Annotated in this window: 25 protein-coding genes and 1 tRNA gene; 12 read left to right on the plus strand and 14 right to left on the minus strand. The window is 67.8% G+C overall.

The annotated features are described in order from the left end of the window. Positions 1 to 37: 37 nt before the first annotated feature. A complete protein-coding gene (gene def, locus ACQ260_RS03850) occupies positions 38 to 640 on the plus strand; it encodes a peptide deformylase (protein ID WP_432558067.1) in 603 nt (200 codons plus the stop codon). Positions 641 to 652: 12 nt separating this feature from the next. On the opposite strand, the gene ACQ260_RS03855 is transcribed toward def, so the two are convergent. Genes ACQ260_RS03855 through ACQ260_RS03870 form a run of 4 tightly spaced genes read right to left on the minus strand, consistent with a single transcriptional unit; the run spans position 653 to position 3,594 of the window. Then, the gene (locus ACQ260_RS03855) at positions 653 to 1,687 is read right to left on the minus strand and encodes a Gfo/Idh/MocA family protein (protein ID WP_432558068.1); all 1,035 of its coding nucleotides are present in this window, start codon (positions 1,685 to 1,687) and stop codon (positions 653 to 655) included. Positions 1,688 to 1,717: 30 nt separating this feature from the next. Continuing rightward, positions 1,718 to 2,518 (minus strand): TrmH family RNA methyltransferase, encoded by an 801-nt coding sequence (locus ACQ260_RS03860; RefSeq protein WP_432558069.1) that lies wholly within the window; start codon positions 2,516 to 2,518, stop codon positions 1,718 to 1,720. After that, positions 2,515 to 2,799 carry a hypothetical protein gene (locus ACQ260_RS03865; RefSeq protein ID WP_432558070.1) on the minus strand — a complete coding sequence of 95 codons (285 nt, stop codon included), beginning with the start codon at positions 2,797 to 2,799 and terminating at the stop codon, positions 2,515 to 2,517. The genes ACQ260_RS03860 and ACQ260_RS03865 overlap by 4 nt, the downstream gene beginning before the upstream one ends. A 12-nt stretch (positions 2,800 to 2,811) precedes the next feature. Then, on the minus strand, positions 2,812 to 3,594 hold the full coding sequence (locus tag ACQ260_RS03870) for an ABC transporter ATP-binding protein (protein ID WP_432558071.1): 783 nt from the start codon (positions 3,592 to 3,594) through the stop codon (positions 2,812 to 2,814). Positions 3,595 to 3,659: 65 nt separating this feature from the next. On the opposite strand from ACQ260_RS03870, the gene ACQ260_RS03875 reads away from it, so the two are divergent. Next, complete coding sequence (locus tag ACQ260_RS03875) at positions 3,660 to 4,382, plus strand: Rv1486c family protein (protein ID WP_432558072.1); 723 nt, start codon at positions 3,660 to 3,662, stop codon at positions 4,380 to 4,382. Positions 4,383 to 4,386: 4 nt separating this feature from the next. On the opposite strand, the gene fabI is transcribed toward ACQ260_RS03875, so the two are convergent. Both fabI and fabG read right to left on the minus strand, forming a co-directional pair. Then, the gene (gene fabI / locus ACQ260_RS03880; RefSeq protein ID WP_432558073.1) at positions 4,387 to 5,160 is read right to left on the minus strand and encodes an enoyl-ACP reductase FabI; all 774 of its coding nucleotides are present in this window, start codon (positions 5,158 to 5,160) and stop codon (positions 4,387 to 4,389) included. 39 nt (positions 5,161 to 5,199) lie between these two features. Next, the gene (gene fabG / locus ACQ260_RS03885; protein ID WP_432558074.1) at positions 5,200 to 5,925 is read right to left on the minus strand and encodes a 3-oxoacyl-[acyl-carrier-protein] reductase; all 726 of its coding nucleotides are present in this window, start codon (positions 5,923 to 5,925) and stop codon (positions 5,200 to 5,202) included. Between the two features lie 106 nt (positions 5,926 to 6,031). Here fabG and ACQ260_RS03890 point away from each other — a divergent pair, with 106 nt between their 5' ends. After that, complete coding sequence (locus ACQ260_RS03890) at positions 6,032 to 6,385, plus strand: DUF3099 domain-containing protein (RefSeq protein ID WP_432558075.1); 354 nt, start codon at positions 6,032 to 6,034, stop codon at positions 6,383 to 6,385. Between the two features lie 16 nt (positions 6,386 to 6,401). Here ACQ260_RS03890 and moaA read toward each other — a convergent pair whose 3' ends face one another. Continuing rightward, complete coding sequence (gene moaA / locus ACQ260_RS03895) at positions 6,402 to 7,430, minus strand: GTP 3',8-cyclase MoaA (RefSeq protein ID WP_432558076.1); 1,029 nt, start codon at positions 7,428 to 7,430, stop codon at positions 6,402 to 6,404. A 178-nt stretch (positions 7,431 to 7,608) separates the two neighbouring features. Here moaA and ACQ260_RS03900 point away from each other — a divergent pair, with 178 nt between their 5' ends. Genes ACQ260_RS03900 through ACQ260_RS03910 form a run of 3 tightly spaced genes read left to right on the plus strand, consistent with a single transcriptional unit; the run spans position 7,609 to position 9,588 of the window. After that, positions 7,609 to 7,911 (plus strand): DUF6457 domain-containing protein, encoded by a 303-nt coding sequence (locus ACQ260_RS03900; protein WP_432558077.1) that lies wholly within the window; start codon positions 7,609 to 7,611, stop codon positions 7,909 to 7,911. Between the two features lie 30 nt (positions 7,912 to 7,941). Beyond that, a complete protein-coding gene (locus ACQ260_RS03905) occupies positions 7,942 to 8,724 on the plus strand; it encodes an SURF1 family cytochrome oxidase biogenesis protein (RefSeq protein ID WP_432558078.1) in 783 nt (260 codons plus the stop codon). A gap of 15 nt (positions 8,725 to 8,739) precedes the next feature. Next, positions 8,740 to 9,588, plus strand: a complete 849-nt coding sequence (locus ACQ260_RS03910) for a putative RNA methyltransferase (RefSeq protein WP_432558079.1) — start codon at positions 8,740 to 8,742, stop codon at positions 9,586 to 9,588. Here ACQ260_RS03910 and ACQ260_RS03915 read toward each other — a convergent pair. After that, entirely contained in the window at positions 9,573 to 10,940 is a 1,368-nt protein-coding gene (locus tag ACQ260_RS03915) for a polysaccharide deacetylase family protein (RefSeq protein WP_432558080.1), read from the minus strand. The two genes, ACQ260_RS03910 and ACQ260_RS03915, sit on opposite strands and share 16 nt — an antisense overlap. 129 nt (positions 10,941 to 11,069) lie before the next feature. Between ACQ260_RS03915 and ACQ260_RS03920 the strand changes: the two genes are divergently transcribed. From ACQ260_RS03920 to ACQ260_RS03940, 5 genes are all read left to right on the plus strand, one after another. Continuing rightward, positions 11,070 to 13,562 (plus strand): glycosyltransferase 87 family protein, encoded by a 2,493-nt coding sequence (locus ACQ260_RS03920; RefSeq protein WP_432558081.1) that lies wholly within the window; start codon positions 11,070 to 11,072, stop codon positions 13,560 to 13,562. Positions 13,563 to 13,749: 187 nt separating this feature from the next. Further along, on the plus strand, positions 13,750 to 14,544 hold the full coding sequence (locus tag ACQ260_RS03925) for a 2-keto-4-pentenoate hydratase (protein WP_432558082.1): 795 nt from the start codon (positions 13,750 to 13,752) through the stop codon (positions 14,542 to 14,544). A 15-nt stretch (positions 14,545 to 14,559) separates the two neighbouring features. Continuing rightward, entirely contained in the window at positions 14,560 to 15,516 is a 957-nt protein-coding gene (locus ACQ260_RS03930) for an acetaldehyde dehydrogenase (acetylating) (RefSeq protein WP_432558083.1), read from the plus strand. Then, positions 15,513 to 16,529 carry a 4-hydroxy-2-oxovalerate aldolase gene (gene dmpG, locus ACQ260_RS03935; protein ID WP_432558084.1) on the plus strand — a complete coding sequence of 339 codons (1,017 nt, stop codon included), beginning with the start codon at positions 15,513 to 15,515 and terminating at the stop codon, positions 16,527 to 16,529. Before ACQ260_RS03930 ends, dmpG begins: the two co-directional genes overlap by 4 nt. A gap of 189 nt (positions 16,530 to 16,718) precedes the next feature. Further along, positions 16,719 to 17,555 (plus strand): IclR family transcriptional regulator, encoded by an 837-nt coding sequence (locus ACQ260_RS03940; RefSeq protein ID WP_432558085.1) that lies wholly within the window; start codon positions 16,719 to 16,721, stop codon positions 17,553 to 17,555. Positions 17,556 to 17,625: 70 nt separating this feature from the next. Here ACQ260_RS03940 and ACQ260_RS03945 read toward each other — a convergent pair whose 3' ends face one another. From ACQ260_RS03945 to dnaG, 5 genes are all read right to left on the minus strand, one after another. Beyond that, entirely contained in the window at positions 17,626 to 17,970 is a 345-nt protein-coding gene (locus ACQ260_RS03945; protein ID WP_432558086.1) for a non-heme iron oxygenase ferredoxin subunit, read from the minus strand. Between the two features lie 134 nt (positions 17,971 to 18,104). After that, a tRNA-Asn gene (locus tag ACQ260_RS03950) sits at positions 18,105 to 18,177 on the minus strand. Between the two features lie 39 nt (positions 18,178 to 18,216). Continuing rightward, on the minus strand, positions 18,217 to 18,735 hold the full coding sequence (locus ACQ260_RS03955; RefSeq protein ID WP_432558087.1) for a hypothetical protein: 519 nt from the start codon (positions 18,733 to 18,735) through the stop codon (positions 18,217 to 18,219). 20 nt (positions 18,736 to 18,755) lie between these two features. Then, positions 18,756 to 19,613 (minus strand): sigma-70 family RNA polymerase sigma factor, encoded by an 858-nt coding sequence (locus tag ACQ260_RS03960; protein WP_432558088.1) that lies wholly within the window; start codon positions 19,611 to 19,613, stop codon positions 18,756 to 18,758. A gap of 127 nt (positions 19,614 to 19,740) precedes the next feature. Then, a complete protein-coding gene (gene dnaG, locus ACQ260_RS03965; protein WP_432558089.1) occupies positions 19,741 to 21,609 on the minus strand; it encodes a DNA primase in 1,869 nt (622 codons plus the stop codon). A gap of 114 nt (positions 21,610 to 21,723) precedes the next feature. On the opposite strand from dnaG, the gene ACQ260_RS03970 reads away from it, so the two are divergent. Beyond that, the gene (locus ACQ260_RS03970; RefSeq protein WP_432558090.1) at positions 21,724 to 22,647 is read left to right on the plus strand and encodes a dioxygenase family protein; all 924 of its coding nucleotides are present in this window, start codon (positions 21,724 to 21,726) and stop codon (positions 22,645 to 22,647) included. An 87-nt stretch (positions 22,648 to 22,734) separates the two neighbouring features. Here ACQ260_RS03970 and ACQ260_RS03975 read toward each other — a convergent pair whose 3' ends face one another. After that, entirely contained in the window at positions 22,735 to 23,358 is a 624-nt protein-coding gene (locus tag ACQ260_RS03975) for a maleylpyruvate isomerase N-terminal domain-containing protein (RefSeq protein WP_432558091.1), read from the minus strand. Positions 23,359 to 23,419 lie beyond the last annotated feature (61 nt).

Genomic DNA, 23,419 nt, shown 5'->3' on the forward strand with positions numbered 1-23,419 from the left:
GCGCTCCGACCTGGCTTCTTGACCCGAGGACACGCACATGACCGCTGAGCCGACTCCCCGCACTGATTTGACCGAAGGCGGGTCGGTGCGGCCCATCACGCGGTGGGGTACGCCGGTGATGCACGCCAAGACCAGACCGGTGACCGACTTCACCGACGAGGAGTTCCGGACTCTGGTCCGCGACATGTTCGCCACCATGAAGGCGGCAGCGGGCGTCGGATTGGCTGCCACACAGGTCGGCGTGGACCTGGCCGTGTTCGTCTTCGACTGCCCGGACGACAACGAGGTCCGCCATGTCGGCGTGGTCTGCAACCCAGTGGTGACGTTGCCCGAGGGACGCGACCGCAAGTTGGAGGCGGCCGAGGAGGGCTGTCTGTCGTTGCCGGGTGCCTATCAGCCGCTGGCCCGGCCCGACAGGGCGACCTGCACCGGTCAGGACGTCGACGGCAACGACATCACGATCGAGGGCACGGGGCTGCTGGCGCGCTGCCTGCAGCACGAGACAGACCACCTCAATGGAACCGTGTTCGGGGACCGCCTGTCCTCGAGGGCCCGCAAGAAGCTCTATGCCCAGCACGAGGAACTCGCCGAGCGCTATCTCGAGGACTGGCCGATCTCGCCGAAACAGGCCGCAAGCTGAGCAGAGCCCTGCTCACCCGAGAAGCACTACCCGTCGCTCGCGATCGCTGACGCGTGCCGCGTCCAGCACTTCCAGAGTCGCCACCGCTTCCGCGCCGCTGACCGGCAGTCGCTCTGTGCCAGCCACGGCCCGAGCAAACTGCGTGTAGTAATCCTGATATGCGCCCCGCTCCGATGGCACCCGGCGCTCCCCCGCTGCCGTCCGCAGGGTGCCCCAGCGCTCCTCGACCTCGACACCCCACGCATCGCCCTCGTGGACCGGACGCCGGCCCTCCAACACCGCCGCGAACTGAACATCGGTCATCGCCGAGTGATAGCTGCCGCGTTCGGCATAGATCCGCAGCTCACGGCCAGCTGCGTGATTGGCTTTGCTGGCCGACAGGTTGGAGACCACGCCGCCTGCGTGGCGCAGAGTCATCGTGAACCCTGCATCCGTCGGCCCCTCCGGTCGATCGATCCAGGAGAGGGCGGCGTACACCTCGGTCACCGGCCCGAAAAGCCACAACGCTTGGTCCACCACGTGCGTGCCGAGGTCCCGCAGCAGGCCACCGTCGGGGCCTGGATCGATCGTCGTCGGGTCGTCGATGTCGAACCGCGACTCGAAACGCCAGACCTGGCCGAGTTCCCCGCCGACCAGCAGGGCGCCGAGCGTCCGGATGTCGGTGTCCCACCGCCGATTGTGGAACACGCCCAACGGCACGCCCGCGTGCTCGGCTGCCGCCACGAGCTCGCGACCACCGCGCGCGTCGGGCGCGAACGGCTTGTCGGCCACTACCGCGACGCCGCGATCGACCGCCTCCAGCACCAGTTCCCGCCGCGTCGCCGGCGGGGTCGTGATGACGACGGCGTCCACGCCCGCGGCCAGGAGATGGGTCAGCGAGTCGAAGGCCGGCACCCCGGGGAAGTCGCCCGCCAGCTCAGCCCGACGTTCCGGTGAGCGCGTCACCACGCCGACGAGGTCGACCCCCTCCGCCCCTGCGATGAACGGGGCGTGGAAAAGGCGCCCGCCGAGGCCATATCCGACCAGTCCGATCCGAAGGTTCGCCATGCCCTGATCCTGCCCGACGCCACGACCGGGTCAGCGCAGGGCATAGCACGCGACGGCCGCAGCGGCTGCCACGTTCAGCGAATCGATCCCCGCCTGCATCGGGATGACGGCCACCTCATCCGCCTCGCTGACCCAGCGCTCGGAGAGACCGGCACCCTCGGTGCCGAGCAGAATCGCCACCTTGTCGTCCACGCCCAGCGAGCGGGCGACGTCATCGAGTTCCCGGGCGTCGGGCGTCAGGGCGAGGGCGATCACCCGATAGCCCGCGTCGCGGAGCATCCCCACCGCACCGGACCAGTCATCGAGCCGCGCCCACGGCAGCGAGAACACCGCCCCCATCGCGACCTTGATCGAGCGGCGATAGAGCGGATCAGCGGCTCTGGGCGCGAGCAGCGCGCCGTCCCAGCCGAGTCCGGCCGCGCACCGCAGAATCGCCCCGACGTTCGTGTGATCGACGATGTCCTCCAGCACGACAAGCCTGCGCAGCCCGAGCAGGTCCACGGCACGGTGGCGGGTCTCTCGGTGCAGGGAAGCCAGGGCTCCCCGATGGACATGGAATCCGGTCACCTGCTCGGCCAGTTCCTCGGTCACGAGATAGACGGGCACGTCGGGATGGGCCGCCACCACGTCGTTCAGCGACGCGAGCCAACGCTCTGCCAACAGGAACGAACGGGGCCGATAGCCGCCTTCGACCGCGCGCCGAATGACCTTCTCGCCCTCGGCGATGAACAACCCCTCGGCACTTTCCAGGTGCCGGCGCAGGGACACGTCCCGCAATCGCACATAGTCGGCCAGCCGTTCATCGCCGGGGACATCGATCGCGATGATCACGGGGCTGCCCGTCGGGCAGGAGTGCCGGCACCAGGATTACGCCGTTCGACGACACGCACGACCACGACCAGGACCACGCTGACGACCACACAGACTCCAGCCTGCACCCAGAACCGATCCGGGACGAACGCCGCAACGCCGCCGGCCGCCGCCGGCCCCCCAGCCGCAGCAAGAACGATCCGGCTGCGAGCGAGCACGGCAGCAGTAACCACCAGGACGAACAGGCAGAGCCACCACGCCCAGACGTGATCGCCGAGCCAGTCGTTGAGGTTGACGGGCATCGTGCGGCCCGCTCAGACGGCTCGGACCGTCCAGCGACCCGCGCGTTCGGTGAGCTCGAGGTCGATGTCGAAAGTCTCGGACAGATTCCCGTCCGTCAGCGTCTCGTGCAGCGGCCCGGCTGCCACGATGGCGCCCTGCTTCAACAAGAGGGCGTGGGTCATCCCGACCGGGATTTCCTCGACGTGATGGGTGACCAGCACGGTGGCCGGTGCATACGGGTCCTGCGCGAGCTCGGTCAGGGTCGCGACCAAGGCTTCCCGTCCGGCCACGTCAAGTCCTGCTGCGGGTTCGTCCAGCAACAACAGTTCCGGATCGGTCATCAGCGCCCGCGCGATCTGCACGCGTTTCCGTTCACCCTCCGAAAGGGTGCCGAAGGTGCGATCGGCGAGGTGGTCCACCCGCAGCAAGTCCAGCAACTCGTCAGCGCGCTCGGCGTCCATCGGGTCATATTGCTCCCGCCAGCGACCGCTCACGGCATAAGCCGCGGTGATCACGACATCGTGCACCCGTTCGCCGCGGGGGATCCGCTCGGCCAGCGCGGCAGAGGTGACCCCGATGCGAGGGCGCAACTCGAACACATCAACCCGGCCGAGGCGTTCGCCCAGCAACTCTGCGGTGCCGGAGCTGGGGTGCAGGTGGCCGCCGATGATCTGCATTAGCGTGGTCTTCCCCGCACCGTTGGGGCCGATGATGACCCATCGGTCTTCCTCACCCACCTGCCAGGTGATGCCATCGAGAAGGGTCGCCCCGTTTCGGACGAGGCTGACATCGACGAGATCCACCACTGCGGCCATGGGCGTCAACCTATCAACTCGCGATTGGTCGACGCAGGACCACATGCGCCGCGTACCCTCTTCCCGTGCCCCTGTCCGCCGCTATCTCACTGACCGCGCACCTCAACGCCTGTCGACACTCCGCGCTGAGCGCCGAGGTCGCTGCCCACGCGGTCACCGGCGACCACGCGGCGCATCACGTGATCGACGGGCACGGGCTCCTCGGGCTGGACCCGTTCAGTGCTAGCGAGCTCGAGGCGGCCATGGGGGCTGCCCTCCTGCTGTTCGACTGCGACTGGCTTCTGGTGACCCCGCGCCCGGGACGGCTTGCACCGCTCACCGGGCCGGTCGAACTGACCACTCTCGCCCTGGAGGTGGGCGCCGCGGTGATCGCCCAGTCGGGCGGGGTGGCGTGGGTACCCCAACCGGTTGGCCCGGCAATCCAGTGGACGATCCTGCCCGCGAACCGGCCCGGCGCCGTGGGTGATGCGAGCGAGGCGGACCGTCACCTTCGCGAGTCTGTGGTGCAGGCGGGGCGTACGCTCGCAGACCTGCCCCTCGGCACAGCCGAGCGACCCGAGATCGCTCCGCCGCCCGTCCTGCCGCCGGTCTATGGCCGCCGGGCCCAACAGACCGTGGCGCGGGCCTGGCAGTTGGTGCATGCCCTGGAGGTGGCGTTGACCGACGATGGGATCACCCTGCACACGCTTGGCGCCGGGGCACGGCGCCAAGCGCTCAGCGCCCTCCGCGATGCAGCGGACAACGCGCTGGTGACGGCGGTCAGCTGGACCGGCGTCGAGCGGCGGTGATGGCTCAGGCGCCGACCGCGTGCAGACCGCCGTCGACGTGCACGATCTCGCCGGTGGTCGCCGGGAAGAAATCGCTGAGCAGGGCGATAACGGCCTTGGCCGTGGGTCCGTTGTCCTTCGGGTCCCAGCCGAGCGGCGCCCGCTGACCCCACACCTCGTTGAATGCCTCGGCGCCAGGGATCGCCTTCTTGGCGATCGTCTCCAGCGGGCCGGCGGCGACCAGGTTGGAGCGGATGCCCTCGGGGCCGAGATAGCGGGCGAGATAACGGCTGGTGGACTCGAGGGCGGCCTTCGCGACGCCCATCCAGTCGTACGCCGGCCAGGCGACCGTCGCGTCGAACGTCAGGCCCACCACGGAGCCGCCCTCGGTCATGAGCGGCTTGCAGGCCATCGCGAGGGAGACGAGGGAATAGGCCGACACGCGCACCGCCGCGTCCACGTCCGCGCCGGGGGCCTCGAGGAACTTCCCGCCCATCGAGGTGGCGGCGTTGGCGAACGCGATCGAGTGCACGACTCCGTCGACGCGTTCCATGCCGGCCTCACGCAGGCGGTCGGCGAGAGTAGCGAGATGGTCGTCATCGGTGACGTCGATCTCCAGCAGCGCCGGCACCGGATCGAGCTTCTTGATCACTCGATTGGACAGGCTCATCGCGCGACCGAAATTGGACACCACCACGCTGGCGCCCTCCGCCTGGGCCAGGCGTGCGACCTCATAGGCGATCGAGGTGTTGTGCGTCAGGCCCGTGACCAGCACGTTCTTGCCGTCGAGAATTCCCATGGATGTGTCCTTCTGGTTCTGCTGCTGGAGAAGAGTGGGTCAGTGCCCCATGCCCAGGCCGCCGTCGACCGGGATGACCGCACCCGTGATATAGCCGGCGTTGTCGGACGCGAGATATTCGACCGCGGCCGCGATGTCGGCGACCTGACCGAGGCGCCCGAGAGGGATCTGGCCCTGATAGGCCTTCACTTGCTCCTCGGACAGCACCGCGGTCATGTCGGTCTCGATGAAGCCCGGGGCCACCACGTTGGCGGTGACGTTGCGCGAGCCGAGTTCTCGGGCGATCGAGCGGGCCATGCCGACGAGACCGGACTTCGATGCCGCATAGTTCACCTGGCCGGCCGAGCCGAGCAGCCCGACGACGGACGAGATGAAGATGATCCGGCCGAACCGGGCACGCATCATTGCGCGGGCGGCGCGGCGGGCGACGCGGAAGCTCCCGGTCAGGTTGGTTTCGATGACCTTGTCCCAGTCGGAGTCCGAGATGCGCACCATCAGGTTGTCCGCCGTGACGCCGGCATTCGCGATCAGGACCTCGACGGGGCCGTGGGCCTCCTCGACCTGCTTGAACGCGGCATCGACCTGGTCGGCGTCGGTGACATCACACTGGACGCCCAGAACGCCGTCGGGCACCCCGCCACTGCGATAGGTCGCGGCGACCTTGTGTCCGGCGGCGGCGAAGTGTTCGGCGATGGCGCGGCCGATGCCCTTGCTTCCCCCGGTGACGAGGACGGAACGCGCGGGCTGGGACTCGGAGGCAGTCATGGGGGCAACCTTGCCACAGAACAACCTTTGAGCGCTGCTGTCAAAGCCGCGGGTCCCACCGCGGCCATCGCTGTCTGCTCCGGCTGCTCCGGCGTATGGTGGACGGATGGCAGGTGGGCGATCGGTGCGTGCCACGCGCCGCCTTGGTGCGGACGCGGTCATCACCGACGCCCGGCACGGTCGATCCCGAGACCTGCAGGGCCGGGAGATCCGTTATCTCATCACGATGAGCTTCCGGGTGGCGTGCTTCATCGCGATGATCTTCGTCCCGAACAACGTCTTCCGGTTGGTCCTCATCGCCGGCGCCGCGTTCCTGCCCGCGATCGCAGTGCTGTTCGCGAACGCGGTGGAGAAGCGCAGTGCCAAGCTGCAGCCCATCGAGCATGGCGAACCCGAATATCGGCGGGCGCTCCCCAAAGAGGCGACGGAGATCGTCGATGGCGAGGTCGTCGAGGACTGAGCGCGGGGGGGTCCGATCAGCCGCCGATCGCGCTCATCGGCCGGTCCGGCTGAAGGAATGTCGGATCGTCGATCCCATGACCCGGGAGCTTGCCCCGCACCGCGATGACCCACCGCTCAGCGATCTCGCGATCGCTGACGCCCGCCCTCAGCGGTCCCCGCAAATCTGATTCCTCGCGCGAAAACAGACAGGTGCGCAACTGACCGTCGCTGGTCAGACGCACTCGGTCACATGCACCACAGAACGGGCGGGTGACAGCGGCGATGATCCCGACGCGCTGCGGCGTACTCCCCACCCGGAACAACTCCGCCGGCGCCGCTCCTCGCGTAACGCGGTCCACCGGGTCCTCCACCAAGTCGAACCGTCCGGACAGCTTCGCGTGGATCTCGTCCGCGGTCACCATCTCGGACCGGCGCCAGCCGTGCTGGGCGTCCAGCGGCATCTGCTCGATGAAACGGAGCTGGACCCCCTTCTCCCCTGCCCAGGCGACCAAGCCCGGGGCCTCGTGATCGTTGATGCCGCGCATGAGAACGGCGTTGATCTTCACTGGAGCGAGGCCGGAGGCCACGGCCGCGTCGATGCCGGCCAGCACGTCCGCGAGCCGGTCCCTGCGGGTCAGGGTCTTGAAGGTCTCGGGATCCAGGGTGTCGAGCGACACGTTGAGGCGGTCCAGCCCGGCGGCCACAAGGGCATCGGCCCGGTCAGCCAATCCGATGCCGTTGGTCGTGAGCGCGAGGCCGGGCTTGTCTCCCGAAGGCGTACGCAAAGTGGCCAGCTCGGCGACCAGCGCTTCAAGTCCGGCGCGCAGCAGAGGTTCGCCGCCAGTAAGGCGGATCGTCCGGATGCCGAGGTGCTCGACGCCGATTCCGGCGAGGCGAACCAACTCACCGTCGGTCAGCACCTCGTCCTTGGGCAACCACGGCAACCCCTCTGCAGGCATGCAATAAGTGCAGCGCAGGTTGCAGCGGTCGGTCAGGGAGATTCTGAGGTCGGTGGCGACCCGGCCATGGCTGTCGGTGAGGCGCAACGGGGTCGATTCGGACATAGGGACGAGTCTAGGTCGCATCCGCCACTGGGCCAGATCGGGGCGGTGGCCCGAACCGCAGGCCCGCGTGACATCATCGAGCCGTTGATCTGCCCTGGCCGCACGGCCGGGCACCGACGAGCAACCGGCGGAGGCGCAGATGGCCGAAGCCGCACAGGGTTGCTCGGGAAGGAACAGCATGAGCGACGACCAGAACACCAACCTGGAGACCTGGGTCAACACGTTGTCCGACGAACTGGCGACCGGGCTCACGATCGACGAGGAGTCGATGCACATCATCTTGGACCTCGCCCGCGATGCGGCGCACGAGGTTCTGCGGCCTGCCGCGCCACTCACCACCTTCTTGGTCGGCGTCGCCGTCGGCCGCGGCACATCCCTTGGTGCTGCGGCCGCGCGCGCGACCGAGGTCTGCCTGAGCAGAGCGAGCGAGACCCAGCCGGAGACTGTCGAGACCCAGCCGGAGACTGTTCGGGAGGACTGAGGCGTCCGCCCGCCCGAGTAGGGTGGCCGGGTGAACAGGCTCTGGAAACGGTGGATCGCGCTCGCACTCTTCGTGATCGTGCTGGGCGTCACCTTCGTGTTCCTGGGTCGGTGGCAACTCGATCGCCTGGATCAGCGCCACGCCCGGAACGACGCGATTCTCGCCAACGAAGCCGCCGCGCCGAAGCCGTTCGACCAAGTCTTCGCGCCGGGGGTGACGATCACCGACGCGGACCAGTGGCAGCGTGTGATCGCGACCGGCACGTTCGATGCCGAGCATCAGTTCCAGGTTCGATATCGCTTCAACAACTCCCAACCAGGCTTCGAGGTCGTCACTCCCTTGCGCACGACCACGGGCCAGACGGTCCTGGTCAACCGTGGATTCATTCATGTCCCGGGTGGCCGGGGAATCCCCACCACACTGCCGGCACCACCCGCCGGGCAGGTCACCGTCATGGGACATGTGCGACGCAGTGAGCAGGGCAAACCCCAGGCAATCGACCCGAACGAGGGCATGGTGCGACTCATCAATGCTCCTGCGATCGGCCGGACCCTGCCCTACCCCGTCCTCGACGGCTGGATCGCGACGCTGGAGATGAACCCGGCGCAGCAGGCGGAGTTCGAGACCTTGGCCCTGCCGGAGATCTCCGACGGACCGCATTTTTGGTACGCCATGCAGTGGTTCCTCTTCGCCCTCATCGGCCTGACCGGCTTGGTCATCTTCATTCGCGGCGACCTGCGCGAACGGCGGAATCGGCGAGCCGGCACCGCTGCGGAAGGACCCGCGCGAACCCCGGACAGCCTCACCTCCTGATCCGGCGGTGTCCCATTGCTCACCGACGTCATCGATCTGCTGCACTGCCCGCACTGCACGGGTGAACTCACGTTGACCGGCGGCACGGCCGGGTGTCCGGCCGGTCACCGGTTCGACGTCGCACGGCAGGGTCAGCTCAACCTGCTGCGTCGCTCTGCCGGCGCGAATGCGGACACCGCCGCCATGGTGGCCGACCGCGTCGCGTTCTTGGCTGCCGGGCACTACGCGCCGATCGCCGAGCTAGTGGCCTCCGCGGCCGTCGGGTCGGTGGCCGTGGAGGCGGGCGCCGGGACCGGCTACTACCTCGACGCCGTCGTCTCCCGCCTCGCTCGGACCGCACCCGGAGCGCGGGGCCTCGCGACCGACGTCTCGACCTATGCCTCCCGCCGCGCCGCCAAACTCCCCCGCATCGGAGCGGTCGTCGCCGATACCTGGGCCGGCCTGCCGATCCGCTCCGGGATAGCCGACACCGTTCTGGCTGTCTTCGCCCCCCGCAATCTCGAGGAGTTCGCCCGAATCTGTGCCCCGTCGGGCCGGGTTCTGGTGGTCACTCCGCTGCCCGCCCACCTGGCGGAGGTACGCCACACCGCCGGCCTCATGACGATCGAGGAAGGCAAGCACGAGCGGCTGCTCGCCGAGGCCCGCACGTGCCTCACCCACGATCGGCACGAGGACCTCTGTTATCGGATCGACCTGTCCCCGGACGAGCAGCGGCACTTGATCGGCATGGGCCCGAACGCCTTCCACACACAGCCGGCAGGGCGTCCCGAAACCTCGATCGCGACGACCGTCGCCGTCCGGCTGGATGTGTTCCGGCACCCAGCCGCTTCAACAGCCCCCGGACGGGGTCAGCGGGCCGTATAGACCCGGCCCGGCTGCGTCCCGCCCAGGAGTTCGCTGACGGTGACGAGTTCATAGCCACGGGCCTTGAGCCCCGCCACGATCGCGGGTGCGGCATCGACCGTGGTGCTGTGAATGTCATGCATGAGGACGATCGACCCTGGCTGTGCCTGACTGAGAACTCGACTGGAGACGGTCGAGGCGTTGCGATCGCGCCAGTCCCAGGTGTCCACGTTCCAGATGATCACGCTCATGCCCTGTTCCCGGGCCACGCTGTCGACCGTGGCATTCCGTGCACCGTAGGGCGGGCGGAAAACGGTCGGGGTCACGCCCGAGGCCGTCCGGATCCGGGCCTGCGTGTCGGCGAGCTGGGACCGGATGCCTGCGGAACCGAGCCCGGTCAGGTCGGGGTGGCTGCGCGAATGGTTGCCGATCTCCATGCCCATGTCGCGCATGCGGCGCACGGTGCCGGCGTTCGACGAAACACGATCGCCGACGAGGAAGAAGGTTGCCTTGGCATTGTTCCGGCCCAGGGTGTCGAGGAGCCGGTTCGTGTGCACCCCGGGACCGTCGTCATAGGTCAGAGCAATGCAGCGCTGCACCGAACAGTCGACCCGGCCCCCTCCTGGAGTCGGGGTGACGATGCCGCGATCGCTGCGCCAGGTGATGCGACCGCGCTGATAACTCTGGTCACAGATGCGGACGCCGCCCTCGGTGCGGCACGACTCGTTGGAGGTCGGATAGCCATAGCGGCCGGCCTCCCAGCCGTTGGCCGCCCAATGGTCATAGATCCGTCCGGTCACGGCAAAGGAGCCGGAGGCGGGCGACCAATACATAAATCCGTTCGCGAACCGCTGGAAACACCCGCCCTGGCGGAGCCCGCAGGCTTCACCAGCCGCGGGATAACCGATCGACGAGTTCTCCCATCCGATGCGCGAATAGCCGTCGAAGATCGCGCCGAAGATGCGATAGGTGCCATGGCGAGGATGGAAATAGATGTTGCCGTTCTGGAAGCGCTGACCGCAGCCACCGTCGCGCAGTCCGCAGAACTCCCCGGAGGTCGGATAGCCCGAGATGCCACGCTCCCAGCCGTTCGCACCCCAGATGTCGCGGATCGCACCACGGATTTCCTGCGCCCCCGTGCGGGGCGTCCAATAAATCGAACCACGCTCGAAGCGCTGCCCGCAGCCACCCTGCACGAGACCGCAGAACTCGGGCCCCAGCGGCTCGCCGACCATGTGCCTCACTTGTTGCCACCGATCACCGATGGCACCCACCACCGGAGGCGCGGCGGTCGCCTGCGTCGGGATGAGCAGCGCGAGCAGGACCAGCATCATCCCGCCCAAGCGCAGCAGGCGCCGGACCAAAGCCGTCATTCGGGTCTCCCTGTTCTCGATCGGTGGCCGGACCCACCGTCATGGCAGAAAGATATGGCGCGCGACCGACGGTTTCGGCCCATGCGCGGGCGTGTCGGTGTGTCGGACCGATCTGCAACGATGACCGGCATGTCCGCACTCCCCACCGTCGACCGCCCGGCCAATTTGCCGCAGGGACTGCGCGAGCTCGCGTGGCTAGTGCTGCCGGTGCTGGCGGCCGCGTGGGCGAGCTGGGGCGTGGTGATGGATCCCCGCCACGGCACCGATCTCCACGGCTATCAGGCCGTCGGGCGGGCGGTGCTGGGCGGTGAGCCTTTCTATACGGCGGCGATTCCCGGGCAGTTCCTCCTGTCGCCGGTCGGTGCGCTCGGGACCGTTCTGTCGGTGCCGTTCAACGATCCGGTGCTCCACCTCGGGTGGGGCGCCCTGTGCGCACTCGCCGTGCTGGGTCTGCTTCGGCGAGCCGGGGTGCAGGGTTTCGCCCTCTCCCTGCTGGCGGCGATCGTGGTCACGGTGCCGCCGGGTCGCGTCGCCATGACGCAGGGGCGGCTGACCTGGCTGATCATGCTCGCGCTGGTGATCGACCTGGTCGACTGGCAGCGACGCCCGCGCTGGCTCCCGCGGGGGCTGCTCACCGGCCTGGCTACCGCGGTGTGGCCCTTCACCTGGCCTTTCCTCGCCGTGCTCCTGCTGCGCGAGCGACGGTCGGGCGTGCTCGCCCTTGGCACGCTCGCCGCGGCATCCCTGACAGCGGCTGCGGCGCTGCCCCGGATGACCCTGGTGTTCTGGACCGAGGTCATGCCAGCGCGTCTCGCCGTCCGCGAGTCCACGCTCTCGTCCTCCAATCACTCGATGCTCGGGGCCGCCTTGCGCCTGTTCGGTCCGGAGGCACGCTGGCCGGCCCTCGCGCTCATGATCGTGGCCGGGGCGGCGGCAATCGCCGCTGCCGTCTGGTGGGATCGACTCGACCGGCCGTGGCTGGCCGTGACGATGGCGACGGTGGGCGTGCTCGTCGCGTCGCCGTTGCTGCCCAACCCGGATCTGGTGTGGATCCTGCTCCCGGTTGTCGCTGTGACCATCGCCAGGACGTCGTCCGGCGAGGTTGCCGCGCACGATCGCCGCACGCCGATCGGTCTATCGATCGTCGTCATGTTCGCCCTGGCGTGGATCCTCGCCGACCCGTTGGGTGCGCTGCCCCGTTTCAAACCTGTCGCGGAGTTCGACCTCGTCGAGCGTTTGGTCACCGCCGGCGTCCCGCTGCTCGCGCTGGGACTGGCCGTGATCGGTCTGCTCGACGCGCGCGCAGGTCTGCGTACGCGGGGGGATCCCGCCCCACGACTGGCGCGCTTCTGGCACCACCGCGCCACAATGGTGACCGGCAGCCTCGTCCTGGCCGTCGGCGCAGCCGCGTGGTGCGCGGCGATCACGGACGCCGATGTGCATGCGTTCGTGGGCTGGGATCCCGCCATGGCCGACTTCGAGGTCTATCTCCGCGCCGCGCGGGCGTTCATCGCCCAAGAGCCGCTTTATGTTGCTGATGAGGGCCAGTGGCCGTTCCTCTATCCGCCGTTCGCCGCGCTGCTGGCCGTGCCGCTCGGGGTGCTGCCCCGTGGCCTGGTCCAATTCGGCTGGCTGGCGCTGACCGTCGGCGGCCTGTTGGCGCTCCTCCACAGGCTGCGGCTGCGCGGCTGGCACATCGCCTTCGCCACGATGGTGTGCATCTTCATCGCGGGCCCGATCCGGAGCACGATCGGGCTGGGGCAGATCTCCGTGCTGCTGATGGTGATGTGTCTGCTCGACATCGCGCCCGGTCGCGGGCTGATCCTCTCCTGGCTGGCTCGGTTCCCGGCGCTGCGGGCACGACTGGCCGGTCGTGACCGGCTGCTCCCCGCCGGGGTCCTCATCGGCATCGCGACGGCGATCAAGCTCACACCGGGGCTCTTCATTCCCCTGCTGTGGTTCACCGGTCGCCGCCGGGCCGCGGTCGTGGCCACCCTCACCACCGGTGCCGCCTGCCTGCTCGGGTTCGTCGTGTCGCCGAGACAGTCGTGGCACTACTGGACGCAGGTCGCACTCGGCGGACTCGAGTTCTTCCCCGATCCCCGCGGCTGGATGCACAACCAGTCATGGGCCAGCGCCTGGCAGCGCTTCGTCGGGCTGGACCCAACGCTGACCCGCATCGGCATCCTGATCGGGGTGGCCTTCACCCTGCTGGGTTTGCTCGCCGCAATCCGGGCCGTGCGTCGCGGGCACGTGCTGCTGGGCGCGAGCCTGTGCGGTCTCGCCGCATTGTCGGCCCTCCCCGTTGCCTGGAATCACTATTTCGTCTGGGCCCTGCCGCTCGGGGTGGCGCTGCTGCGGCCGGGCGTGCCACGGGCCCTCCGGGTGGTCGGCCTGCTGGCGACGACCTGGCTGATCACCGAGCCGTTCTGGACGGTCGCCTATGCCGGACCCGATCCTCTCGAGTTCGCCCGATGGGGTCTAGCCGAAAAGCTTGTCGGGGGCGCTGGAGCCCTGCTCACGATGGCGATGACGGCTGTCGCGGCAGTGATCCCGCCCACAGAGCGGACATCTGATGGCCACGCGCGGGGGTCGGACCTTGCGCAAATCCCGCGCGACTAGTGGGATTGGGCTGCTGGGACGGAGCTGCGACTCACGGGCTCGACCAGCACGCGTGGACGAAGTGCCGCGTTTCGTTCCCCGGAACGGATCGCGCCGGACAGCCGGGATGTGCTTAAAGTCATTGCACTGCCTGGCAGTTGGCTCCTTCGTCCACACGACGGAGTAGTCATCAACGAGGAGGAACTCCATGTCCGACCGTAAGGCGCAGCATCAGCAGTTGGCCGATGCACTGCTGGAAGCGTACGCGACCAAAAAGGCTATCCCCCCATTGCGGGACAGCCTTGAGAACATGAACATTGATGATGCCTACGCGATTCAGCAGATCCAGGAAAAGGCCCTGCTCGCCCGCGGTGAGAAGATCATCGGCCGCAAGATCGGTCTGACCTCTTTGGCCATGCAGAAGCAGCTCGGTGTGGACAGCCCGGACTTCGGGTTCATGACCGACGACCCGCGCTTCATCGGCAACGATGATGCGCACTTCAACTCGCAGGATTTCCTCCAGCCGCGGATCGAACCGGAGTTGGCCTTCTATCTGAAGGACGACCTGGCCGGGCCGGGGGTAACTCTTGAGCAGGCTGTCGACGCCATCGGCACCGTGCACAAGGCAATCGAAATCGTTGACTCCCGCGTCGCCGACTGGAACATCCATTTGGTGGACACGGTCGCCGACAACGCTTCCTACGGCGCGATCGCGTGGTCGAAGGAACCGATCGACATCGACAAGAACGACCTCATCAACATGACCTGCAAGCTCACCGTCAATGGTGAGGTCGTGGGTGAGGGAACAGGCGCCGATGTCATGGGCCACCCCGCAGCACCGCTGCAGTGGCTCGCGAACACCCTTGGTGAACAGGGTGTGACCCTGAAGGCCGGTCAGGTTGTCCTGCCCGGAAGCTTCACCCGCATGATCGCCGTGGACGCCGGCACGTCGGTTACGGCCGACTATGGCGAGCACGGCACGTTCACCATCCATTTCGACTGATAGGAGGGACCACTAGTGGACCCCAGGGAGCGTAAGGATCGTCCTTACACCGCAGCGATCATCGGCCCGGGCAATATCGGCTCGGATCTGATGTTCAAGCTGTTGCGGCGCAGTCAGTACATCCAGCCGACCTACATGATCGGTGTCGACCCAACCTCCGACGGCCTCGCCCGCGCCAAGCGCCTGGGCCTCAAGACCTCGGCCGAGGGTGTGGACTGGCTTCTCGCTCAGGACGACCTCCCCGATTTCGTGTTCGACGCCACGAGCGCCAAGGCCCACCTGGCTGCCGCGCCCCGTTTCGCCGAGGCCGGAATCCATGCGATCGACCTGACCCCCGCCGCTGTGGGTCCATATTTGTGTCCTCCGGTGAACCTCGATTCCCTCGAGGATGTCGCCAACGTCAACATGATCACCTGCGGTGGTCAGGCCACCACTCCGATGGTGGCCGCCGTGTCCCGGATCGTGCCGGTCGACTATGCCGAGATCGTTGCGTCGATCGCGTCCAAGTCGGCCGGCCCCGGGACCCGCGCCAACATCGACGAGTTCACCGAGACCACTGCCGCGGCTCTCGAAGCTGTCGGTGGGGCCAAGAAGGGCAAAGCCATCATCATCCTCAACCCGGCCGAGCCGCCGTTGATGATGCGCAACACGGTCTTTTGCTCGCTGCCCGCCGAAGCGGCTGAGCCGGGCAAGCTCCAGGACGAGGTGCGCGAGTCCATCGCCAAGATGGTCGAGACCGTCCAGGACTATGTCCCGGGCTATGACCTGACCGCTGACCCGCAGTTCGACCACGCCCGTCCCGAGTGGAACAACTGGGGCCGGGTCACCTGCCTCGTGCAGGTGAAGGGCGCTGCGGATTACCTGCCGGAGTACGCCGGCAACCTCGACATCATCACCGCCGCCGCGACGCGGACCGGCGACATGCTGGTCGAGCGCATCGAAGCGAACAAGAAGGTGGGGGCCAACGCATGACCGACATCCAGGTGCGCATCACCGACACATCGCTGCGCGACGGCTCGCACGCCATGCGGCATCAGTACACGATCGACGAGGTCACCGCGGTCGCCAAGGCTCTCGACACTGCCGGCGTCCCGGTTATTGAGGTCACCCACGGTGACGGTCTCGCCGGCTCCAGCTTCAACTACGGGTTCTCCAAGACCAACGAGCTCGATCTGATCGAGGCCGTCAAGGAGAGCGTGACGCAGGCCAAGGTTGCGGCCCTCATGCTGCCCGGTCTCGGCACCGTGCACGAGATGCGCGAGGCCAAGGCCCGCGGCATCGACATCATCCGGATTGCCACGCACTGCACCGAGGCGGATGTCTCGATCCAGCACTTCAACGCGGCTCGGGAGATGGGTCTCGAAACCGTCGGCTTCCTGATGCTGTCGCACATGACGACCCCGGCCGAGCTGGCCAAGCAGGCCCGGATCCAGGTCGACGCCGGTTGTCAGTGCGTCTATGTCGTCGACTCTGCCGGCGCCCTCATCATGGAGGACGTCACCGACCGGGTGAACGCCCTGCGTGACGAACTCGGTGACGACGCCGAGGTCGGCTATCACGGCCACCAGAACATGAGCTTCGGCGTCGCCAACTCGGTGCTGGCCGCACGCGCCGGCGCCACCCAGGTCGACGGGTCCCTCAAGGCCCTCGGCGCAGGTGCGGGCAACTCCCCCACCGAGGTGCTCGTCGCTGCCTTCGAGCGTCTGGGCATCCACACGGGTGTCGACACCAAGAGCATCCTGGATGCCGCGGAGGACGTGATGGGCCCGATGATCCCGCGCCTTCCGGTGATGGACCGCGCGTCGATCATCCAGGGCAAGGCGGGTGTCTACAACTCCTTCCTCTTCCACGCGGAGCGGGCGGCGGAGCGCTACGGCGTCCCCGTCACCGAGATCCTCGAGGAAATCGGCCGCCGTCGCTATGTCGGTGGCCAGGAGGACATGATCATCGACGTGGCGGTGTCGCTGGCCAACGCCGCTGCCTGAGTGATTCTCGACCGCCAACGGCGGTTACAAAAAGGCTCGATCTCCCACGCCTGTTGGGAGTCGGGCCTTTTTGTTTGCCCAGATCCCCGCGCGCGGGGTCCCCAACGTTGCCTCACGAGCGCTACACTGACTCGACTCCACGAGGACTCGGGTCGACGTGCATCAGGACGCCGACGAGGGCAAACTCCAATGACGGAACGGGGGGCCATGGGGACCCAGCGGGACAGCCGCACAGCAGTGGACAAAGCGCTCAGCCTGCTCGGGGCTTTCGGCAAGGACGCCTCTTCAGGGGTTGGGGTGAGCGAGCTGGCGCGGCGAACCGAGCTAAGCAAGTCAACCGCATTCCGCCTGCTGGCCGTGCTTGAGAAGAACGGCGCGGTCGAACGTGCCGGCAGCAACTATCGATTGGGACCGTTGCTCAATGAGCTCACGGCCCCGGTGACGGTGCCAGAGGTCGAGGAGCTCAGGGACATCCTGACGCCGTTCCTCGCGCATCTTTACGAACGCACACGCCAGACGGTGCATCTGGCTGTGCTCGAGGGGGCGCATGTCGTCTATCTCAACAAGCTCCACGGATTGCACCATGTGCCGTCACCGTCCCGCATCGGGGGCAGGCTGCCGGCGTTCTGCACAGCGGTCGGCAAGATCCTCCTGTGCTACAACCAAGCTCTGATCGATGAGGTCCTGGACGGCGAGGAACTCCCCCAGTGGACGCCCTATACCGTCACCGACCCTGAGGAGCTTCGCAAGCAACTCAACGATGCCAAGACGCGCGGCTTTGCCTTTGAGCGGGAGGAAACGATGCGGGGACTCAGCTGCATCGCCGCACCGGTCCTCAGCGCCACCGGCACCCCGGTGGCCGCCCTGTCGGTCTCAGCCCCCACTGGGAGGTTCGATCCCAACGCCGAACTGCACGCAGTGCGGGAAGTGTCGGCGAAAGCCTCCCAGGCCTATGCGGCGCGCAAGCGTGCCGCGCGCCGAGCAGCTGTCAGCGAAGCCGCAGCGGCCGCAGCCAGGGACGCCTGATCTGCGACGGACGAATAGACCCCTCGGGAGCACTGCTCTCGAGGGGTCTTTCTTTGTGCGCCCAGCGGGGTCAGAGATCACCCTTCTCGGACCCGGGGGTCACCCAGACCTCACCGTCCCGGACCTCCACGGCGTGGGTGCCAACGGGCTCGGTCGCCGGCAGGCTGAGCGCTTCGCCGGTCTCCAGGGAGAAGGCTGCAGCGTGCAACGGGCATTCGATGCAGTCATCCTCCACCCAACCCTCGGCCAGGGATGCCAACGCGTGACTGCAGGTGTTGTCGAGCGCATAGAACTCCCCCGCCTCCGTCCGCACGAGCACCACATCATCCTGCGTGCCCATCACATCACGGGAGATACGAAGTGCTTCCCCTGGTTCGACGTCTTCCACTGCCGCCACGCGGACCGCGTCGCTCATGCTTCTGCTCCTTATCGTCGGCTGCCGCAGATGCTAGCCGGGCGGGTGATTGGCCTCGGACAACGCGGCATCCATGGGCAATTACAAAGAGCTCCCGACCAGGATTTCACCTAGTCAGAAGCTCTTTGCTAACGCTCCCCCGACTGGACTCGAACCAGTAACCCTTCGATTAACAGTCGAATGCTCTGCCAATTGAGCTACGGGGGATTGGCCCGTGGCGCGATTGGAGACTCTAGCAGCTTTCACTCATATGTCGAAATCGTGCCGGACCTCCTCGAGAGCTGCCGCCAACGCCGCTCGGGTGGCTTCGTCATCGGGGGTTCCGCGTCCTCGCCGGGTGCGCCAGTCGAGTTCTCCGTCGGCGTGCGTGAGATCGCGTCGAGCGCTCACCACGCCGCCCTCTCGCGTCCCCTCGATCGGGACGTGCTTCTGGACCACGATCGATGCGTGCACCCGTTCGCGGAAAACCTCCGGCACCTGCTCCGGATTGTCCATGACCGCGCTTCCGCGGCGACCAGAGCTCTCCTCCCATCGGAGTTCCCGGTTCTGATCGTTCCAGCCACCCTGCTCGATCTCGTGCCACCCGATCAGTCGCCAGTCCTGGCCGTGCAGCTGCGCGAGAACGTCGGGCAGAACGATGCACCAACCGTCGGGGGTCCGCGCACCCGACAACGGCTTCTTGCTCCGTCGGCCGAACTTCGAGCGATAGGCCTCTCGCAATGACGAGAGTGCGTCCGGATCAATACGCGTACGTCGAAAGACCATGGCGCCATTCTGCCCGCCGCTCAACCGGCCAGTGGCAGATGCTCGGTCGAGCAGATGTCGCGAAGACGCTCCAGCGCTCGCGCCTCGATCCGCCGGACGGTCGACTTCGACACGCCCAGCACGTCTGCGATACCGGCGAAGCTGTGCGAGGCCCCGGCGAATCCGAATCGCAGTCCGACCACGCGCCGTTCGATGACCGGCAGTGCACCGAGCCACGCCCCGATTTCGGGGGTGGCCACCCCCACCTGCTCCAGCGCATGGAGCGCACGTGGGTCCGGTGGGTCGATGACCGCCCCCGAATCGTCGACGAGTCCGATCGGCGGTTCGACCGCCAGCAGTTCCGCAACGGCGGCGACGTCCTGGCCGACCTCCCCGGCCACATCGGCAGCGGTGACCTGCCGACCCAACGTCTGGCTCATCCGGTCGGCCACGGCGCACAGCGTGCGGCGCCGCTCAGCGCGGTGTTCGCTCAAGGGCACCGAGCCGCATCGGGTCGCCACGACCTTCGCCACCTGGGCCCGGATCCAGGGCAACGCATAGGTAGCGAACCGGACGTTGTGCCGATGGTCGAAGCGGTCAACGGCGCAGATGAGCCCACCAATGCCTTCCTGGAACAGATCGGCGAAGCCGAGCCCGCTGCGTCTCGCCGCGGAATGCGCGACCATCGCGACGAGCCGGACATTCGCGAGCACGTACCGCTCCCGCGCCGCCACCCCCTCGTGAACCAGCATTTCCAGTTCGCCGGTCGATGCCGAGCCCGCGGGCAGTTCTCCCGCGAGGGCGGCGGCCGCGACGGTGCCGACCTCCATTCGTCTGGCCAGTTCGATTTCCTCGGCGGCCGTCAAGAGATCCTCCGCCGGCAAGAGCACATCAGTCATGCCGATACCTTGCGGGACTTCCGGCGCTTCGGACCGGCACCCGAGCCGGTCTGTGGAGGCAGCATTCGGACAACACCAGTTGCGCCGCCGATCTGGCGAGCGCGCGAGCGGTCCGCTAGAGCGTGCCTCAGTCCAGCGAGCCGACCGTGCGTTGCTGAAGTTCCTTGCGCCTGGCTTCGAGCTCAAGGAGTTCGACGAACATCCTGTTGTACGCCGGCTGGTCGGTCAGCGGGTTGGTCCGCTGCAGTCGCGACTTGAGGTCGGCAACGGCGCGGGTCACGCTGAGGAGCCTGAGTTTGGCCGCGTACGCCGCCACGTAGGCACGATCCGGATCATGGAGGAACTGCTCGACGGCAAGCGCCACCACCAACTGGCGCAGCGTGAGGCTCTCCGAGGTCTCGGCAATCTGTCGGCTCCAGTCCCCGCTGAACGGCTGGCCCGCGGCCTCCTGCGCCGCCGCCCAGACAGCCCGATAGGCCGGGTGGGTGAAGTCCTCCGCGCTCACACCGTCCCAGTCGGTCCCGAGCAGGTCGGGTCGTTGCACGACCAGCTTGATGTAACCCCGCTCGACGGCCAGGCGACCCTCGTGTGGATCGGGCCACGGCAGATCGGTCTGTGACGCTGCGCGCGCGATGGGTTCCGGGGCGGGTTCCCGACCGGTGGCCTGTCCCCCGCTGCGGGCCGCCCGGGTGACTTCTCGGCGCACCTCCTCCACATCCATCCCGATCATCCCCGCCAACTCCCGCACATAGGCACCCACCAGCGAACTGTCCCGGATGCTGCCGACCAGTGGCGCGGCGGCGCGGAGGGCCGCGAGCCGACCGTCAGCCCGGTCGAGGTCGAAGCGGCTGATGGCGTTGGACATGACGAAGCGATAGAGCGGCACGCGACGCGCCACGAGTTCCCGCACCGCCGCCTCACCCTGTTGCAACCGCAGATCGCAGGGGTCGAGGCCAGTCGGCTCCACCGCGACGTAGGTCTGGGTGGTGAACTGCCGGTCGAACGAGAACACCTTGATGGCGGCTGCCTGTCCCGCTGCATCGCCGTCGAATGTGAAGACGATCTCGCCGCTGAAGGCATCCCCACCGAGCAGCCGCTGGATCGTGCGGGCGTGCTCCTCGCCGAACGCGGTGCCGCAGGAGGCCACCGCCGTGTCGATGCCGGAGAGGTGGGCAGCCATGACGTCCGTGTAGCCCTCGACCACGACCGCCTGCGACTTCTTCCCGATCGCCCGACGGGCCAGGTCGAGGCCGTAGAGAACCTGGGATTTCTTGTAGACGGGGGTTTCGGGGGTGTTGAGATATTTCGCCGGCATCCGGTCGTCCTCCAGGATCCGCCGCGCGCCGAACCCCACCACGTTGTGACCCGCGTCCCTGATCGGCCACAGCAGTCGCCCCTGGAAGAAGTCCCAGCCCGCCTCGCGGACCAACCCGGCCTTGATCAGGACCGAGCGGTCGAAGCCGAGCGCCCGCAGCCGGTCGCCCAGGTCCCTACCGCCCCGCGGCGCCCAGCCCACACCGAAGTGATCGGCTGCCGACCGGTCGAATCCGCGCTGATCGAGAAACCGCCGCCCCTCGAGCGCGTCCGGTCCGGTGAGGTTCCCTGCGAAGAATTCGGCGGCGGCCTGGTTGGCCTCCAAGATCTTTGTCCGCAAGCCAGGCTCGGCGCGCGGCCCGTCGCCGTCGATATAGCGCAGCACGACACCAGTGCGGTCCGCCAGCTGCTCGATCGCCTCGACGAACGTGATGTTGTCGTGCTTCATGAGGAACGCGATGACGTCGCCGCCCTCACCACAGCCAAAGCAATAGAACAATCCCTTCGAGGGCGTCACCTGGAAGCTCGGGGTCTTCTCATCGTGGAAGGGGCACAGACCCTTCAGAGAGCCACCGCCGGCGTTGCGCAGCGCCACCGCCGCGCCAACGATGTCCTCGATCTTGGCGCGGCTGCGCACCTCGGCCACGTCGTCGTCCGCGATCCTGCCAGTCCTGCCCACCACGGCCGCGAGTCTACGCGGCGTGCACCCCTGCCACGCCCCAGCCGAATCCACACCATTCCCAGCACCCGTGTCGCCATGCTGAACTGGGGACCCACCGACGGCAGGAGATGTCCCATGCCCCTGAGCGAAGCCCCCAGCGGACCGACCGACAACGACAACTATGTGGACGCTGTGCATGACCGAGGCCTGCGGTTCGATCTGGGTACGCTGAGTCGCCGGCGCGCACTCGCGCTCTTCGGCTCGGCGGGGCTGGTGGGGCTGGCCGGATGCGCCACCGGCACGGGGATCTCCGGGGCACCGACCCCGGGCAGCGGGACGACGACGGAAGTGGCCTCGCCGGCCACGGCCGGCGCGACTGCTGTCGGTGGAAATGCCACTGCCGCCAGGGCGAGCGGCACAGCGACGACGGAGTGCGTCGCAGAAGTGCCGGATGAAACCGCTGGGCCTTTCCCCGGTGACGGGTCCAATGGCGCCAACGCGCTCACAACCTCGGGCGTGGTGCGCAATGACATCCGGTCGAGCTTCGCGGGCGCGACCGGCATAGCTGTGGGCGTACCCCTGACACTCCGCCTGACCGTGCTCGCTGACGCGTGCAAACCCATGGCGGGCGCGGCGGTCTATGTGTGGCACTGCGACCGCGAGGGTGGCTATTCGATGTATTCCGCCGCCGTCCGCCACGAGAACTACCTCCGCGGGGTCGCCGCGACCGACGCCGCCGGCACGGTCGAGTTCACCAGCATCTTCCCCGGTTGCTATGCCGGGCGCTGGCCGCATATCCATTTCCAGGTGTTCGAGTCGCTGGGCGCCGCGACCTCGGGTCGGCGCGAGATCGTCAAGACCTCGCAGATCGCGTTCCCCGAGGACGCTTGTCGGGCCGCATACGCCGCCGACGGCTATGACACCAGCGTCTCCAACCTGTCCCGGACCTCGCTGAGGGCCGACGGCATCTTCCGCGACGACGGCGGAGCACGACAGATGGCCACGATGTCCGGCAGCAATGCACGCTGGACCGCAGCCCTGACCGTGACGGTGAACTGACGCGGTGCCCGCTCCGTGGCAGCATTCTCAGCCCCGCCTGGGCTGGTCCTCATCCTCAGCCGCGCCTGGGCTGGTCCTCGCAGTCCGTCAGAGCAGGCTGAACCCCACGGGCAGACCACACCGACCGGTCAGCGCCCGCACTGCGATTGCCGCGTCGTCCGCCTCTGCCAAGTCTGCGACGAGGGCGAGGGCCTGCCGCGTCGATCGACGGGTGCCGGCCGGCGCCGCGACGCCCAATGCGACCGCCAGGTCGAGCGAATGAACCGTGAGCTCGAACGCGCGGGTCGGCAGATAGTCGATGAGCATCATCGGCCCGGCCACAGTCATCACCGGGGCGTCGTCGGGGCTGCGCGCGACCAGCGCCAGCACCCGGTTCGCCATGTCGGCCACGGCAGCCGCGGGGGCCGCGCCGAGCGCCCGTCCGGCTTCTCGTCCACGTTCGGCGATCTGGCCGTGGTCGACGGCGGCCCGGCGGACGGTGGTGAAATAGGCCGCTGCGTTGTCCACCCACGACGCGCCATCCGGCACTTCCGCGGCAAGATGGGCCTCCACCGTGCTGAAGGCGCGGCACGTGTGCCCTATGAGGTCGCGAACGGTCCACTCCCCCAACCCGGGACCATCGAACGACTCCGGACCGATCCCCTGCACCAGCTCCACGAAACCCTGACCGGTGTCGGCGAACCACGCCCGGATCTGCTGTGACTCATCCATCGTGGCCCCCTTCAGGAACCGAGAGCGAACGCTCCACTGCGCAAGAATTGAACAGTCGATG

Source organism: Ammonicoccus luteus, assembly GCF_050880385.1.
GTDB lineage: Bacteria > Actinomycetota > Actinomycetes > Propionibacteriales > Propionibacteriaceae > Enemella.